The following is a 15,268-nucleotide window of genomic DNA, read 5'->3' as shown; positions in this document are numbered from 1 at the left end:
CGGGCGGTTCAAATTTTTGCTTCATCGAAAGGCTGACCGATTTTCAGGTCGGGGATCAATTCAGGAGGTCACTCAGGGGAATGAAATTGACCTGATCGCCTACCGCTAACGTCGTCCCTTCCAACACCTCCAAAAACCCTTGCGCCCACGCTGCGCTGCGCAGCACGCCGGAGCTCTGGTTGCCGTAGATGACCGCCTTGCCCTGCTCGATGCGCCCGCGCAGATACTCACGGCGGTTGCCTGGCTTGGGCCACACGAACCCCACCGGCACTTTGAAACGGAGCGGCGCGACGTCTTCCACACCTTGGCGGCGCAGCAGGTAAGGCCGAGCCAACAGGGCGAACGTCACCAGGGTCGACGCGGGGTTACCTGGCAGGCCGATCACCGGCACGCCACGAAAATGCCCGAAGGTCAGCGGCTTGCCGGGTTTGATTGCGAGTTTCCACAGGGCCAGTTCGCCCTCTTCACGCAAGGCCATACCGAGGAAGTCCGCCTCGCCTACCGACACGCCACCGGTGGACAGGATCAGGTCGACATTGCCCAGGCTCGCCAAGCGTGCGCGGGTCTGTTCCAGGTCATCCGGAAGGATTCCGGCATCGATCACTTCGCACGCCATGCGCGCCAGCCAGGCGCACAGTACACGGCGGTTGCTGTTGTAGATCTGCCCAGGCCCCAGCGGCAAACCGGGTTCGATCAGTTCGTCCCCGGTCGACAGCACGGCCACCCGCACACGCCGCACCACGTCCAGGCGATCACATCCAAGCGAAGCAGCCAGGCCCAACTCGATCGGGCCCAGGCGCGTACCGGCGGGCAACACCAATTCGCCGACCGTCGTTTCCTGGCCTTGAGGGCGGATATTCTGACCCGCGTGCAACGGCTCGCTGAAACTCACACGTTCATCGTTGTGAATGATCGCGTTTTCCTGCATTTCCACGCAGTCGGCACCCTGGGGCACGGGTGCGCCGGTAAAGATGCGTGCGCAGGTTCCGGGCACCAACGGCTCTGGCGCATTGCCGGCAAAAATGCGCTGGCTGACCGGCAAAGGCTCGCCGGCCCAGTCCGCCAGGCGCAGGGCGTAGCCGTCCATGGCACTGTTGGGCCAGGGCGGCAGGTCGAGGGTGGCGACCAGGTCTTGTGCCAATACGCGGCCATCGCATTCGGCCAGGCTCACCGCTTCGTGCTCGTGGATCGGCGTGGCGCCGGCCACGTCCAGCAAACGCTGCAAGGCCTCGTCCACCGGCATCAAGGCGCCGGTCTTGCCGGGCTTATCCACGGGATTCGCAGGGCTCGGCCTGCTTGAGGTGAGGTACGAAATTGCACGGCCGATGACGGTTATCCAGCTGCTCCGCCAGGATGCCGTCCCAGCCGGTGCGCACGGCATTGGTGGAGCCCGGCAGGCAGCACACCAGGGTGCCATTGGCCAGGCCGGCCAGGGCGCGCGATTGCACCGTGGACGTGCCGATATCGGCGACCGAGATCTGGCGGAACAGCTCGCCAAAACCATCCACCTGTTTGTCCAGCAGGCAGCTCACCGCTTCCGGCGTGCTGTCGCGGCCAGTGAAGCCGGTGCCGCCGGTAATCAGCACGACCTGCACCACATCCTCGGCGATCCAATGGGCGACTTGGGCGCGAATTTTGTAGAGGTCGTCCTTGAGCAGTACACGTTCGGCCAGGTGGTGGCCGGCGGCGGTCAGGCGGTCGACGAAGACCTGGCCCGAGGTGTCGGTGTCCAGGGTGCGAGTGTCGCTGACGGTCAGCACAGCGATATTCAAAGGTACGAAGGGCGCATCAGCCTTGGCTTTCATGGCACGGTCCGGTTGTCGAAGGAACAGCCCGGTGTTATATCACAGAGCCCTGTTTACCTGCCGCTGCGGAACCGCCATGTCCCTTGAATCTTCACGCCTGCCTTGCTCGATTTTGTTGTTGGCCGGTGGCCGTGGCCAGCGCATGGGCGGCGAGGACAAAGGCCTGCTGGAATGGCGCGGCCAGCCCTTGATTGCGCACCTGCACCAACGGGTGCGGCCGCTCACCGATGACCTGATCATCTCGTGCAATCGCAACCATGCGCGGTATGCGCCCTATGCCGACCAATTGGTAAGCGACGACAGCCCGGACTTTCCCGGCCCCCTGGCCGGCATACGCGCGGGACTATTCGCCGCGCGTCATGAGCATCTGCTGATCCTGCCCTGCGACGTGCCGCAGATCGATGCGCGACTGCTGGCCGATTTGCGTGCGATTGCGCAACGCAACCCGCAGGTTCCGGTGATGGTACGCCACGGCGAGTTCTGGGAACCCTTGCTCTGCATTATCCCCACCGCCCTGAAAGATCAGGTGGAACAGGCCTGGAATGCCGGCGAACGTAGCCCGCGCAAAATCCTGTTGCAGCTGGGCGCCACAGGCCTGGAATGCCCGGACGATGACCCGCGCCTGGCCAACCTTAATACCCCTGAGCTGTTGCACGCACCGGCTGGCATGTCAGAATGAGCGCTGCATCAGGAACTTTGCCGGCGTTGCACACGTCACAAGGTCAGCATTTCAAACGTATTCTCTCGGAGACACACCCATGACTCAACGGACCATCGCCGCTCTCATGCTTGCACTGGGCCTCGCCACCCTCGCCGGTTGCGCTTCGCCAACAGTGATCACCCTGAATGACGGTCGCGAAATCCAGGCCGTCGACACCCCGAAATACGATGAAGACTCGGGCTTCTACGAATTCGAACAGCTGGACGGCAAGCACACCCGCATCAACAAAGATCAGGTTCGCACCGTTAAAGACCTGTAAGCCACCGCTTGCACCCAAGGCCCGCCTCGCGCGGGCCTTGTTGTTTGCGGCGTTTACCAGTCCAGCGTGATTTCACTGCGAAAGCTGCGTTCCTGGCCGCTGACCGGGTCGATAAAACGCACGCCCTGGGCCAACAACTTGAGCGGGTTGGCGTAATCGTCCTGGGCGTCCTTGATCACGTCAGGGTAGAACGGGTCATTGCAGATACTCGCCCCGAGCGCGGTCATGTGTACGCGCAACTGGTGCTTCTTGCCGGTCACCGGGAACAGGCCATAGCGCCATAGATCGCCGTGTTTCTCGCGCACTTCAACAGCCGTTTCGGTGTTGCTGGAACCTGGGCCTTCCTGCATTCGGAAGAACGGTTCACCGTCCACCAGCCGGCTTTTGTGTACCCGAGGGAACGCCAGGCCAGGCAAGGCCGGCGCAATGGCTTCGTAGAATTTATCGATGCGCCGCGTGGGAAACAGCTGCTGATAGGCCGAGCGGCTGTCGGGGTTGGCCGAGAACAGCACCAGCCCAGCGGTATGCCGGTCAATGCGGTGCAGGGGCACCAGGGCGGGATTGTCCAGACGCCGGATCAAACGGCGCAACAGCGTTTGTTCGACGTACTCGCCGGCGGGGGTCACTGGCAGGAAGTGCGGCTTGTCGGCCACCACCAGGTGTTCATCGGCGTACAGGATGCTTTCCTGTACCGGGATTACTTTCTCATTGGGCACTTCGCGAAAGTAATAGATGCACAGGCCTTCCTTGTAAGCCAGGTCCAGGCTGATGGGGCAACCGTTGATATCCAGCACGCGGCCACGGGCAATGCGGTCCAGCCAGTGTTCACGGGCGATCGCCGGGAAGTGATCGCACAGGCAATCGAGCACCGTCAACCATGGGCCAGGCGGCAGGTACAAGGTGCTGGCCTGGTGCTGCGAAGGGGAAAAACCGGAAGTGGACATGCCGATGCTCAACGCCTGGAATAAACAGGCGGGCATTATCCCGCAGAGTGCGGGATTGAGCCTAGAAGAGTTCTCAGGCCTTGGCCAATTGCGTGCGCAACACCTTCGAAGCGCTCGCCGCCTCGGTAAACTCCTTGAGCCAGCGCAGTACGTCCACGGCCTCCCAGCGGCCCGGGTCGTAGAGCGCGTAGAGCAAGCCCTGATAACCCACGACATCCAGCTGCTTGTGATAACCGGCGCGCTGGAACAGCGCTTCGATTTCGGCAAAGCAGGTATTGAAATGCACTTTGTTGAAGGGCGTCTTGCCTTCCGTGACCAGGCCATCCAGGCGCAGCTCGTTCACCGCATCGCGCACGACATCGGCGGACATGCGATTGACGCTGCTTTTCAGTTGTTCGACATTCACCACGGGCGTTCCCTCTATTCAATCGCTGTACAAACATACAGTAACGTAATAATTGGAAACCCGCCATCGCCTAAACGTCAGCGCAGAAAGGCAACCACCTGCTCGGTGTCGAACGGCCAATCCAGTTCCGCTCCCGTGTCCACCCGCCTGAGTACCGGAATCCGCAGGCCGTAGGCCTCGGTCAGGTCGTCGGGGTCGGTGATATCCACCAGCTCCACGAGCAACCCGTGCTCGACGAGCGGCATGATTTCGGCTTCGGCAATTTCACACAGATGGCAACCCAGGGTGCCGAACAGCTGGCATTCAGGAAGCATGGCAAATCAACTCGATTGGAAAACACGCCACCATTCTAAGCCCAACATTGCCCCGCAAGCGCGCACCGATCAATCCTGACTGACAGCCCCGATCTTGTGGATCGACAGGTCCGCTCCGTAATACTCCTGTTCCTGGCTCAGGCGCAGCCCGGACACACGCTTGATCACGCCGTACACCAGCAAGCCACCGACCAACGCAACGGCGACGCCAAGGGCGGTGCCGATCAATTGGCTGATCAGGCTGACACCCCCCAGCCCGCCCAGTGCCGACTGCCCGAAGATGCCGCAGGCAATGCCGCCCCAGACGCCACAGAGGCCATGCAGCGGCCACACCCCCAGCACGTCATCGATTTTCCAGCGATCCTGGGCGGCCATGAAGCACCACACAAACAAGCCCCCCGCGACCACACCGGTAACCAGCGCGCCCACCGGATGCATCAGATCGGAACCGGCGCAGATCGCCACCAGCCCGGCCAGCGGGCCGTTGTGCAGGAAGCCAGGGTCATTGCGGCCGATCACCAGCGCGGCGACGGTGCCGCCGACCATTGCCATCAACGAGTTGACCGCCACCAGGCCGCTAACGCCATTGAGGGTCTGCGCACTCATTACGTTGAACCCGAACCAGCCCACGATCAGGATCCACGAACCCAGCGCGAGAAACGGAATGCTTGAGGGCGCAAACGCCACCAGGCGCCCTTCGCGGTAACGTCCGTTGCGCGGCCCAAGTAACAGCACCGCCGCCAACGCCAGCCAGCCGCCCATGGCATGCACCACCACAGAACCTGCGAAGTCATGGAAGCTGGCGCCGAAGGTCGCGAGCAGCCAGGCCTGCAGACCGAAGTTGCCATTCCACACCACCCCTTCGAAGAATGGGTAGATGAACGCCACGATCAGTGCCGTCGCACATAACTGAGGTGCGAATTTGGCGCGCTCGGCAATCCCCCCGGAAATGATCGCCGGAATCGCCGCGGCAAAGGTCAGCAGGAAGAAAAATTTCACCAGGCCGTAGCCATGATCCGCGCTGATCACCGCCGCCGGCTGCATGAAGCTCACTCCATAGGAGATCCAATAGCCTATAAAGAAATACGCCAGGGTGGAGATCGCGAAGTCGCTGAGGATTTTCGACAACGCGTTGACCTGATTCTTCTGGCGCACCGTACCGACTTCCAGAAAGGCAAAACCGGCGTGCATGGCCAGGACCATCACCGCGCCAATCAGGATGAACAGGGTGTTGGAGCTATGGACGAGTGTGTCCACCGCGCTTTGCAAATTTTCCATGGAGGTTGGCAGGCCTGCAGTAAGGCAAAAAGCACCAAAGCGGTTCAAGCCAGGGTTGTCCGCACCAAATTGGCACCAAAGCCCGCACCCTTGTTCCAGAGGGCGTGAACCGCTTTAGCGCAGCGATCAACACAACCGGCGCTCCCCGACAGGGTATTTGCGCGAGTTTCAGTTAATTAGGGTAAGGTTTTTCAAGGCTTGCACCTCGACCGCCCGGATTCAGCGCAGGCCCCAGAGCATGCGCACCAAGGCAAAGCAAAAGCTGTACCAGACAATTGCAGTGAACCTTCGACGAAGCCCGCGACTCGAAACCACACGTACCGAACAGCCACACACGGAGATAACCATGGCCGGCAAAACAGCAAAGACTGCTCAAGAAATACTGATGGCGGATTTTCAGGCCCTCGTCAGCGATACCGAAAGGTTGCTGGACGACACCGCTACCCTGGCCGGCGATCAGGCCGATGAGCTGCGCACCAGGATCCACGAAAGTCTGCTCAAAGCCCGTGAAACCCTGCAATTGACCGAAGACTCCCTGCGCGAACGTGGCCAGGCGGCCATTACCGCGACGGAAGATTACGTGCAAGCCAACCCATGGCAGTCTGTCGGCATCGCTGCCGGCGTGGGCTTTTTGATCGGTTTGCTGGCTACCAGGCGCTAATATCATGGCTATCGACGAATCCAGCTCGTCAAAGGGCGCAGGTTCCACTTCCCGCCGTCTGGGCGCTGCCGTGCTCGGCTTGCTGCACAGCCATGTCGAACTGTTTGGCATCGAGTTACAGGAGCAGAAGGCGCGTACTGTCAGCCTGCTGCTATTTGCCGGCCTGGCGCTGGTGTTCGCCCTGTTGCTGTTGGTGGGGTTATCGACGCTGGTAATGATCCTGGTCTGGGACACCGGCTACCGCCTGACCGGCATCATTTGCCTGTGCGTGTTTTACAGCCTGGCTGCAGCATTCTGTGGGGTACGCTTGAAAGCGGCAGTGTTCGATGAGTCCACGCCGTTCCATGCCACCCTAGAAGAACTGGCCAATGACCGGGAGCGCCTGTTGCCATGAGCCTGCCTGAAATCCCGCAAAATAGCTCTCGTCGAGAAATGCGCAAGGCGTTGATCCGCCTGCGCATGGAAATGCACCGTCAGGAAATCCGTCACGAGTCCCAGCAACTGATAGCGCCGCTGCACAAGGTGCGCGATATGCGTCATAACTGGCAGGACAGCCTGGGCATCAAGCACGCGCCGCTGTGGGGTGTGGCGGCGGTGACACTGATGGGGTTCTTCACCGGCAAGGGCGCCAAGGGCGGCAGTATCAGCAGCGTGACGCGCCTGGTACGGCTGGGGGCCGGGTTGATCCCACTGATCAAACTGGCCATGCAAGGCGCCTCTCGCAGAAAGTGAGCCTCGCTTGCTGGCTCAATACTACGGCCTGACCGCCTGACAATTCTGCAACGGTGGTCAGCGCCTGCTGTTTGTTGCAATCGACACCCTCGACCTGAAGATTTCCGCTTGCCCCGCCGGCGCGGAAACGGGAAGCTGCTGGTGTCATTCACCGTACGGAGAGTACCTGCCTTGGATTGGCCCACCCTGCTGACCCGCGAACGTCTTGGCAAACCCCTGCACAGCCCGGAAGAACTGGGCCGCAGTCCTTTTCACAAAGACCACGACCGCATTATTTTCTCCGGCGCTTTCCGTCGTCTGGGTCGCAAGACCCAGGTGCATCCCGTTTCCAGCAATGACCATATCCACACGCGCCTGACCCACTCGCTGGAAGTCAGCTGTGTGGGGCGCTCCCTGGGGATGCGCGTCGGTGAAACACTGCGCGGCGCCCTGCCCGACTGGTGCGACCCTAGCGACCTGGGCATGGTGGTGCAGTCGGCCTGCCTGGCCCATGACATCGGCAATCCGCCCTTCGGCCACTCCGGCGAAGATGCCATCCGCCACTGGTTCCAGCAGGCCGCCGGGCGCGGCTGGCTGGATGACATGAGCAATGCCGAGCGCAATGACTTCCTCAACTTCGAAGGCAATGCCCAAGGTTTTCGGGTACTGACCCAGCTTGAATACCATCAGTTCGACGGTGGCACGCGACTGACCTATGCCACCCTGGGTACTTACCTCAAGTACCCCTGGACCGCCCGCCACGCGGACTCGTTGGGCTACAAAAAACACAAGTTCGGCTGCTACCAGAGTGAGCTGCCGATTCTGGAACAGATCGCCCACAAGCTCGGCCTGCCTCAACTGGAGGATCAACGCTGGGCCCGCCACCCATTGGTGTACCTGATGGAGGCGGCCGATGACATTTGCTATGCGTTGATCGACCTGGAAGACGGCCTGGAGATGGAGTTGCTGGAATACGCCGAAGTCGAGTCACTGCTGCTCGACCTGGTGGGTGATGACCTGCCGCAGACGTATCGACAGTTGGGTGCGTCGGATTCGCGTCGCCGCAAACTGGCGATCCTGCGCGGCAAGGCCATCGAGCACCTGACCAACGCAGCGGCGCAGGCTTTTGTCGAGCAACAGGACGCCCTGCTTGCAGGCACCTTGCCTGGCGACCTGGTTGAGCACATGCACGGTCCGGCAAAGCGCTGTGTACTGGATGCGAAGGACATGGCGCGCAAGAAAATCTTCCAGGACAAACGCAAGACTCTGCATGAAATCGGCGCTTACACCACCCTGGAAATTTTGCTGAATGCGTTTTGCGGTGCGGCCCTGGAGCAACACGGCGGGCGTACGCCGTCATTCAAGCACCGGCGCATTCTCGACTTGCTGGGCAACAGCGCGCCGGACCCCACCTGGCCGTTGCACGCCTCGTTCCTGCGTATGATCGATTTTATCGCCGGCATGACCGACAGCTATGCCACCGAGATGGCACGGGAGATGACCGGGCGCTCCAGCCCTCAATAGCGAAGTGATCGAGTCGCTCTGTTACCTGAGAAGAATCGCCCTACGCCGGGAACAGAGCGGCCTGATCGAATTCGTACATATTCCCGAGGAATAATCACGCACGCCATCGCGGACCAGACGAGCAATCCCTACACCCCATCGACGCTTGACTCACTGTGTGCCCTCTATGCCCAGACATCCCCTTCGTATTCTTTTGGTGGAGGATCACCCCTTTCAACTCCTGGCCACCCAATGCTTGCTCAGAAGCTTCGGCTTCCACCACCTCACTCCCGTCGAAAATGCCGAACAGGCCATACGCATAATGACCCAGTCCGAATTCCCCTTCGACTTGATGTTATGCGACCAGTGCCTACCTGACCTCCCGGGCATTGAGTTGGTGGAAATCGCCAGCCGTGGTCAATTCGTTATCAGCGCGATTCTGTTGAGCGGGCTACCGACGACTGAATTATTCAAACTGACCCTACAGGCTGCGCAGCGAAACCTTCCACTACTGGGCTGCTTGTCAAAACCATTAAACAAAGATGAGTTTGAAGGTTTAATACCTTCAACTTAAGCCTTATTGATGTAGGACTTTAAACGTTGTCGACGGCGAAAAAACAACCTGAGAGCCGTCGCAAAACATCTGTGCTCGTCAACCACACCAGCCGCCCTGAAAACATTCGAACTCCGTGTCACGATTACCTAACAACTCGTAGGCCTCTACCTTTTGTGATGTAGGAAACATCCTGTTTTGTGCTTGCCCCCCCCACGCTTCATGCTGCTGCCTCTTCTTCTGAGCTAATGTGACCGCTTTATTTGCACCTGCATGGAATGTGATTATGAACACCGTTTTTATTATCGACGACCACCCCGTTATACGACTTGCCATCAGAATGTTACTGGAACATGAAGGTTACAAAGTCGTTGGTGAAACGGACAACGGGTGCGACGCCATACAGATGGTTCGCGAATGCCTGCCGGATTTGGTGATTCTCGACATCAGCATCCCGAAACTCGACGGCCTCGAAGTACTCTGCCGATTCAACGCCATGAACACGTCGATGAAAACCCTGGTCCTCACAGCCCAGTGCCCAACCCTGTTTGCCACGCGGTGCATGCGTTCGGGCGCCGACGGCTACGTCTGCAAGGAGGGGGACCTGAGCGAACTATTGAGTGCTATTCGCGCCGTACTGTCCGGTTACAACTACTTTCCCAGCCAGGCCCTGAATGCAAATGGAGCGGACGAAGCGGATACCCAGGAGTTGGAGCTGTTCAAAACCGTCAACGATCGAGAACTCATGGTCCTGCAACTTTTTGCACAAGGCCGCACTAACAAGGAAATAGCCAAGGGCATGTTCTTGAGCAACAAAACAGTCAGCACTTATAAAAAGCGATTAATGCAAAAACTAAAAGCCCAGTCTTTAGTTGAGCTCATCGAGATGGCAAAACGAAACGCGCTAGTGTGAGAAAGCGGATGCCCAGCCGTATCAAGGACTATTTGATTATATTGAGTGCCAGTTTTTGCTTCAGCACTACCGTGCTTGCGAACGCCTCCACCGACCCGCAACACTTCACCTTATTGAGTCGCGCAGGAATCGTTCAATTGGACACTCAACTGGACAGGACCCAGCGCCAGTGGTTGCAGCACAAGCGCGAACTGGTACTGGGTACTGCCGCGCCTGATTACCCGCCGTTCGACCTCACTTCCAGTGGCCGCGATTACGAAGGCCTGACTGCAGACTATGCAGGTCTGCTGGCCAAGGCCCTTGCCCTACCGGTCAAGGTCCTGCGCTACCCTTCCCGGGTGTCCGCCATTCAAGCCCTTGAAGACGGCGACATCGACTTGCTGGGGTCTTCCAATGGCTTCGAGGCCGCAAACCCCAACCTCACACTGTCGGCACCTTATGCCGTGGACCAGCCGGTACTGGTCACTCGCGAAGGGGAAACCCGCAGCCTCAGCGATGGCCTGGAAGGGTTGCGCTTAAGCCTCGTCTATCATTACCTGCCGCTCGATGAAGTGGAAAAGCTGTACCCCAAGGCCGACATCCGCACCTATCCCTCGTATCAGAATGCCCTGAACGCAGTGGCATTCGACCAGGCGGATGTGTTTCTTGGCGACACGATTTCCACCCATTTCATGATCAACAAGGGCTACCTCAAAAACATTCGCATGGCCAATTTCGGCAAGCATGAAGCCTATGGTTTCAGCTTTGCCCTGCGCCACGACAACCTCATTCTCCTGAGCATTGTCGACACGGTTCTGGCGGCCGTGCCGATCAACGAGCGCGATAGCATCGCCAAACGCTGGAGCGCCGGCAGCGATATCCTGCTGACCGACAAGAAACTGCAACTGACACCACGCGAAGAGCGCTGGCTGCAGGCGCATCCGGTCGTGAAGGTCATCGTGAACGAAACCTTCGCCCCGCTCACCTTCTTCGATGCAGAAGGTAACTTTCGCGGTATCACCGCCGACGTTCTCGAACTTATCCGCTTACGTACCGGCTTGCGTTTCACGGTTGAGCGCGGGCGTGACGTCGAGGCGATGATCGAGCAGGTTGCCACGCAAAAAGTCGACATGATCGGCGCCATCGTGCCGAGTAACCAACGGGAGGCGCAGTTGAGTTTCAGCCGTCCGTACCTGGAAAACTCTTATGTACTGTTGACCCGCAAAGAGCCTGGCGCGCCCTTGAACCTGGAGCAGATGACCGGCAAGCGCCTGGCGGTTACCCGAGGCACCCCGCTGGCCGACTCTCTGCGCAAGGACTTTCCCCAGATTCAACTGGTGGAAACCGGCGATACCTTCAGGGCATCCGAATTGCTTGCACAAGGGCACGTGGATGGCGCAGTGAATACGTTGTTGATCGCCAACTATTTCCTGTCCTCGAAAGTTTTTCAGGACAAGCTGCAGATCACTACCAGCATCGGCACAACACCGGCAACGTTCGCCCTGGCCACCTCACGCCATGCAACCGAATTGAGCTCGATCCTCGACAAAGCCCTGCTCAGTATCGCGCCGGATGAGATGGGCGTGATCAACAGTCGCTGGCGCGGCTACACAGTCGAGTCCGACAGTTACTGGCGCAATTACAATCAACTGATTGCCAGGATCGTGATCGGTACCGGCTTGTTGCTCCTGGTTTCCCTGACGTGGAATGCCTACATGCGCCGCCAGATCAGGCAGCGAAAAATGGCCGAGCGCGCCCTCAATGATCAGTTCGAATTCATGCGCGCGCTGGTCAACGAAACGCCACACCCCATCTACGTACGTGACCGCAATGGCTTGCTGCAGACCTGCAACGACAGCTACCTGCAGGCCTTCGACGTCAAGCGCGAGGACGTGATCGGCAAAAGCGTGACCCAGATGAGCATGGCCCTGGCACCCGAAGCCGCCCAGTACCATGCCGACTACCTGCGGGTGGTGGCCGAGGGCAATCCATTGATCCTGGACCGCACCCTGCATATCCACGACAGGAAGCTGACGATCTACCACTGGATTCTGCCCTACCGCGATTCCATTGGCGAAGTCCAGGGCATCATCGGCGGCTGGATCGACATCAGCGAACGGCGCCAGTTGTTTGATGAACTGCGCGCTGCCAAGGAGCGGGCCGATGAGGCCAACCGCGCCAAAAGCACGTTCCTCGCCACCATGAGCCACGAGATCCGCACGCCGATGAACGCCGTGATCGGCATGCTCGAACTGACGCTCAAGCGCGCCGACCAAGGGCATCTCGACCGTCCGGCAATAGAAGTGGCTTACAACTCGGCCAAGGATCTGCTGGAGCTGATAGGCGACATCCTCGACATCGCGCGCATCGAGTCCGGGCGTCTGAGCCTGGCCCCGGAGCGTGTCAATCTGCGAGAGGTGATTGAGTCCGTGGTGCGCGTCTTTGACGGTCTGGCGCGTCAGAAAACCCTCAGCCTGCTATTGGAGTTCAAGCCCGACCTGAGCGACATCGAAGTCCTCATAGACCCGCTGCGCTTCAAGCAGGTGCTGTCCAATCTGGTGAGCAACGCCATCAAGTTCACCGAACATGGGCAGGTAAAGATCAAGGTAGAGCTGCAACCGAGCCAGGCGCAGGAACAGGTCGACGTGAGGCTGGTCGTGGAAGATACCGGTATCGGCATCAACCGCGACGACCAACTGCGCCTGTTCGAGCCGTTCGCCCAGGCTGACAACTCCGGGCACCTGGCCAGAAGCGGTGCCGGCCTGGGCCTGGTGATCTGCCGCAGCCTCTGCGCAATGATGGGTGGCCAACTGAGCCTGAGCAGCGTGCCCATGGTCGGTACCCAGGTGCACGTCAACCTGAGCATGCCGCGTCTGCACCCGATCACGCCCCAGGGGGAGCAAACGCCTGCCAAGCCCGCCTGTACCCCGGTGCTCAACGTGCTGGTAGTAGACGATCACCCGGCGAACCGCCTGCTGATGTGCCAGCAACTGGGCTACCTGGGCCATCAGTTCACCGCCGCCGAGCACGGCGCTGCGGGTTTCCAGGCCTGGCGTCAGGAACAGTTCGACCTGGTGATCGCCGACTGCAACATGCCTATCATGAATGGCTACGAGTTGAGCCGTTCCATCCGTGAGTATGAGCAACGCGAACAGTTGGCGCCCTGCGTGGTGTTGGGGTTTACCGCCAATGCGCAACCGGAGGAAAGACAACGTTGCGTGGAAGCGGGCATGGATGACTGCCTGTTCAAACCTATCAGCCTCACCGTACTGGAGCGGCAACTGGCGCTGATCATTCCACAACCCGCGTGCCAGCAGCTGGACCTGGAATGCCTCGACGCGCTGACAGGAGGAGATCCGCAATTGACTCGACGCTTGCTCGAAGAGCTGCTGACCAGCAGCATTGATGATCGTCAGGCCCTCATCACACTGCTGGATCGCAAGGCTTCATCTACGGACATCATCGAACAAGCCCACAAGATCAAAGGGGCCGCACGCATCGTCCAAGCCAATGCCTTGGCCGGGCAATGCGAAACACTGGAGCAAGCCTGTTCTCGTGACAATGATCGACGAATGATCGAAACAGGTATCAAGTCCGTGGAAAAACTCATGCTCGAGCTGGAACGGGCACTGCAAGCTCAACTGCATGACCTGGACAGCCAATAGGAGACAGGGGCTTGCCCCCCGCCTCGCTCGCTCAGCAATCGGTCAAGCGCAGGAAAATAGCCGCCAGTTGTTCGATACCCGTCTGGTCCTGAGGCGTAAAACGAGCCAGTGACGGGCTGTCGAGGTCAAGGACGCCGATCAGTTGGCCGTTCTTGACCAGTGGCACCACCAATTCACTGTTCGAGGCGCTGTCACAGGCAATGTGCCCGGCAAACGCATGCACGTCTTCCACTCGCTGAGTTTGCCGGGACGCCGCAGCGGTGCCGCACACGCCACGACCGAACGGGATACGCACACAGGCGATCTGGCCCTGGAACGGGCCAAGCACCAGCTCCTCATTGCGATTGAGGTAAAACCCCGCCCAGTTCAGGTCGTCCAACTGGTTGAACAGGAACGCGGAGAACTGCGCGCTGTTGGCGATGAAATCCCGCTCATCGGCCAGCAGTGACTCCAGTTGCGCGCAGAGCAGTGCATAGCCATCGAGGCCGGTGCCGGCCTGCTGCAAATCGATCATGGTTGACGCTCCAGCAATTTGAGACCCACCCAGTAACGGGCGAATTGATAGGCGCAACGGCCATTACGGTTGCCGCGCCCGGTCGCCCAGCGCACGGCGAGAATGTCCAGTTGTTCATCGCGCTGCCATTGCAAGCCGGCCTTGCCTGCCAACTCGCCGATCCAGTGCTCCACCACATTCAGGAAGTGTTCCTGGGTGAACGGGTAGAATGACAGCCACAAGCCAAAACGGTCGGACAAGGCAATTTTGTCTTCTACCGCCTCGCTCGGGTGCAGCTCGCCATCCACGCGCTTCCAATTGTCGTTGTCACTCTGGTTCTCCGGCACCAGGTGACGACGGTTGGAGGTGGCATACAGCAACACGTTTTCCGGCGCCTGCTCCAGGGAGCCATCCAGTACGCTCTTGAGCACCCGATAATCGCCTTCACCGGCCTCGAACGACAAATCATCGCAGAACAGGATAAAACGCTGCGGCAGGTTGAGCAGTTGCTCGACCACACGCGGCAGATCGGCCAGATGGTCACGCTCGATTTCGATCAACCTCAGTCCGGCGTTGGCATGTTGGGCGAGCAAGGCGCGTACCATGGATGATTTTCCGGTACCACGCGAGCCCCATAGCAGCGCATGGTTGGCAGGCAGGCCATCAAGAAACTGTTGGGTGTTACGCGCCAGTTGTTCACGCTGTTTGTCGACACCGATCAGGTCCGACAGACGCATGTCCAGGCTGACGTCCAGCGGCAACAGGAAGCCTGTGCGGCCTTCACGCTGCCAGCGGGCGGCGAGGCAGTGATTCCAGTCGATGGCTTGACGTGGGGCGGGTAACAGGGGTTCCAGGCGCGCGAGCACGGCGTCGGCCCGCTCAAGAAAGGCATTCAATCGAGAATCCACAACTATTCCTCTGGCAAGTTCTTGTAAAAGATGGCGTATTGGCAACCCCGTGGCAGACCGCACAAGGCTGCGTCAAGAAATCGATTTATGCCAGACAAGTCAGCGCTGGTGGATGTTCAGCTATGCTTGCCGGGCGAAGGGAAACGTGAAGTGGT

17 protein-coding genes are annotated in these 15,268 nt (G+C 59.6%); 9 read left to right on the top strand and 8 right to left on the bottom strand.

The window, feature by feature from the left end; translation table 11 throughout:
- Positions 1-55 precede the first annotated feature (55 nt).
- Positions 56-1,243: a gephyrin-like molybdotransferase Glp gene (glp, locus tag C4J94_RS08785; RefSeq protein WP_124388943.1), complete on the bottom strand. Its 1,188-nt coding sequence runs from the start codon at positions 1,241-1,243 to the stop codon at positions 56-58.
- Between the two features lie 22 nt (positions 1,244-1,265).
- Positions 1,266-1,805 (bottom strand): molybdenum cofactor biosynthesis protein B, encoded by a 540-nt coding sequence (gene moaB / locus C4J94_RS08780; protein WP_010211803.1) that lies wholly within the window; start codon positions 1,803-1,805, stop codon positions 1,266-1,268.
- Between the two features lie 76 nt (positions 1,806-1,881).
- On the opposite strand from moaB, the gene mobA reads away from it, so the two are divergent.
- Positions 1,882-2,484, top strand: a complete 603-nt coding sequence (gene mobA / locus C4J94_RS08775; protein ID WP_124385797.1) for a molybdenum cofactor guanylyltransferase MobA — start codon at positions 1,882-1,884, stop codon at positions 2,482-2,484.
- 79 nt (positions 2,485-2,563) lie between these two features.
- Complete coding sequence (locus C4J94_RS08770; RefSeq protein WP_003189935.1) at positions 2,564-2,785, top strand: YgdI/YgdR family lipoprotein; 222 nt, start codon at positions 2,564-2,566, stop codon at positions 2,783-2,785.
- 53 nt (positions 2,786-2,838) lie between these two features.
- On the opposite strand, the gene C4J94_RS08765 is transcribed toward C4J94_RS08770, so the two are convergent.
- From C4J94_RS08765 to C4J94_RS08750, 4 genes are all read right to left on the bottom strand, one after another.
- Positions 2,839-3,729, bottom strand: a complete 891-nt coding sequence (locus C4J94_RS08765) for a pseudouridine synthase (RefSeq protein ID WP_124388942.1) — start codon at positions 3,727-3,729, stop codon at positions 2,839-2,841.
- A gap of 73 nt (positions 3,730-3,802) precedes the next feature.
- Positions 3,803-4,138, bottom strand: coding sequence for a transcriptional regulator (locus C4J94_RS08760; protein WP_124385796.1), 336 nt, complete (start codon positions 4,136-4,138; stop codon positions 3,803-3,805).
- A gap of 74 nt (positions 4,139-4,212) precedes the next feature.
- Positions 4,213-4,449: a glutaredoxin family protein gene (locus tag C4J94_RS08755; protein WP_124385795.1), complete on the bottom strand. Its 237-nt coding sequence runs from the start codon at positions 4,447-4,449 to the stop codon at positions 4,213-4,215.
- Positions 4,450-4,518: 69 nt separating this feature from the next.
- A complete protein-coding gene (locus tag C4J94_RS08750) occupies positions 4,519-5,727 on the bottom strand; it encodes an ammonium transporter (RefSeq protein WP_124385794.1) in 1,209 nt (402 codons plus the stop codon).
- A gap of 346 nt (positions 5,728-6,073) precedes the next feature.
- Here C4J94_RS08750 and C4J94_RS08745 point away from each other — a divergent pair, with 346 nt between their 5' ends.
- The 7 genes from C4J94_RS08745 to C4J94_RS08715 all read left to right on the top strand — a co-directional run bounded on the left by C4J94_RS08745 (position 6,074) and on the right by C4J94_RS08715 (position 13,712).
- Positions 6,074-6,388, top strand: coding sequence for a YqjD family protein (locus C4J94_RS08745; RefSeq protein WP_124385793.1), 315 nt, complete (start codon positions 6,074-6,076; stop codon positions 6,386-6,388).
- A gap of 4 nt (positions 6,389-6,392) precedes the next feature.
- Positions 6,393-6,782, top strand: a complete 390-nt coding sequence (locus C4J94_RS08740; RefSeq protein WP_124385792.1) for a phage holin family protein — start codon at positions 6,393-6,395, stop codon at positions 6,780-6,782.
- Positions 6,779-7,120, top strand: a complete 342-nt coding sequence (locus C4J94_RS08735) for a hypothetical protein (protein WP_124385791.1) — start codon at positions 6,779-6,781, stop codon at positions 7,118-7,120. The genes C4J94_RS08740 and C4J94_RS08735 overlap by 4 nt, the downstream gene beginning before the upstream one ends.
- A 171-nt stretch (positions 7,121-7,291) precedes the next feature.
- Positions 7,292-8,623, top strand: coding sequence for a deoxyguanosinetriphosphate triphosphohydrolase (locus C4J94_RS08730; protein ID WP_124385790.1), 1,332 nt, complete (start codon positions 7,292-7,294; stop codon positions 8,621-8,623).
- A gap of 166 nt (positions 8,624-8,789) precedes the next feature.
- Positions 8,790-9,176: a response regulator gene (locus C4J94_RS08725; protein ID WP_124385789.1), complete on the top strand. Its 387-nt coding sequence runs from the start codon at positions 8,790-8,792 to the stop codon at positions 9,174-9,176.
- Between the two features lie 265 nt (positions 9,177-9,441).
- Positions 9,442-10,068 carry a response regulator transcription factor gene (locus C4J94_RS08720; RefSeq protein ID WP_124385788.1) on the top strand — a complete coding sequence of 209 codons (627 nt, stop codon included), beginning with the start codon at positions 9,442-9,444 and terminating at the stop codon, positions 10,066-10,068.
- Positions 10,069-10,076: 8 nt separating this feature from the next.
- The gene (locus C4J94_RS08715) at positions 10,077-13,712 is read left to right on the top strand and encodes a transporter substrate-binding domain-containing protein (RefSeq protein WP_124385787.1); all 3,636 of its coding nucleotides are present in this window, start codon (positions 10,077-10,079) and stop codon (positions 13,710-13,712) included.
- Positions 13,713-13,743: 31 nt separating this feature from the next.
- Here C4J94_RS08715 and C4J94_RS08710 read toward each other — a convergent pair whose 3' ends face one another.
- Entirely contained in the window at positions 13,744-14,226 is a 483-nt protein-coding gene (locus tag C4J94_RS08710; protein WP_124385786.1) for a GAF domain-containing protein, read from the bottom strand.
- Positions 14,223-15,113, bottom strand: a complete 891-nt coding sequence (locus tag C4J94_RS08705; RefSeq protein WP_124385785.1) for an ATP-binding protein — start codon at positions 15,111-15,113, stop codon at positions 14,223-14,225. Before C4J94_RS08705 ends, C4J94_RS08710 begins: the two co-directional genes overlap by 4 nt.
- Positions 15,114-15,268: the final 155 nt, after the last annotated feature.

Origin of the sequence: Pseudomonas sp. R5-89-07, assembly GCF_003851685.1 — a bacterium.
In the GTDB taxonomy this organism is placed as follows: domain Bacteria; phylum Pseudomonadota; class Gammaproteobacteria; order Pseudomonadales; family Pseudomonadaceae; genus Aquipseudomonas.
This window is presented reverse-complemented; position numbering and strand designations above follow the sequence as displayed.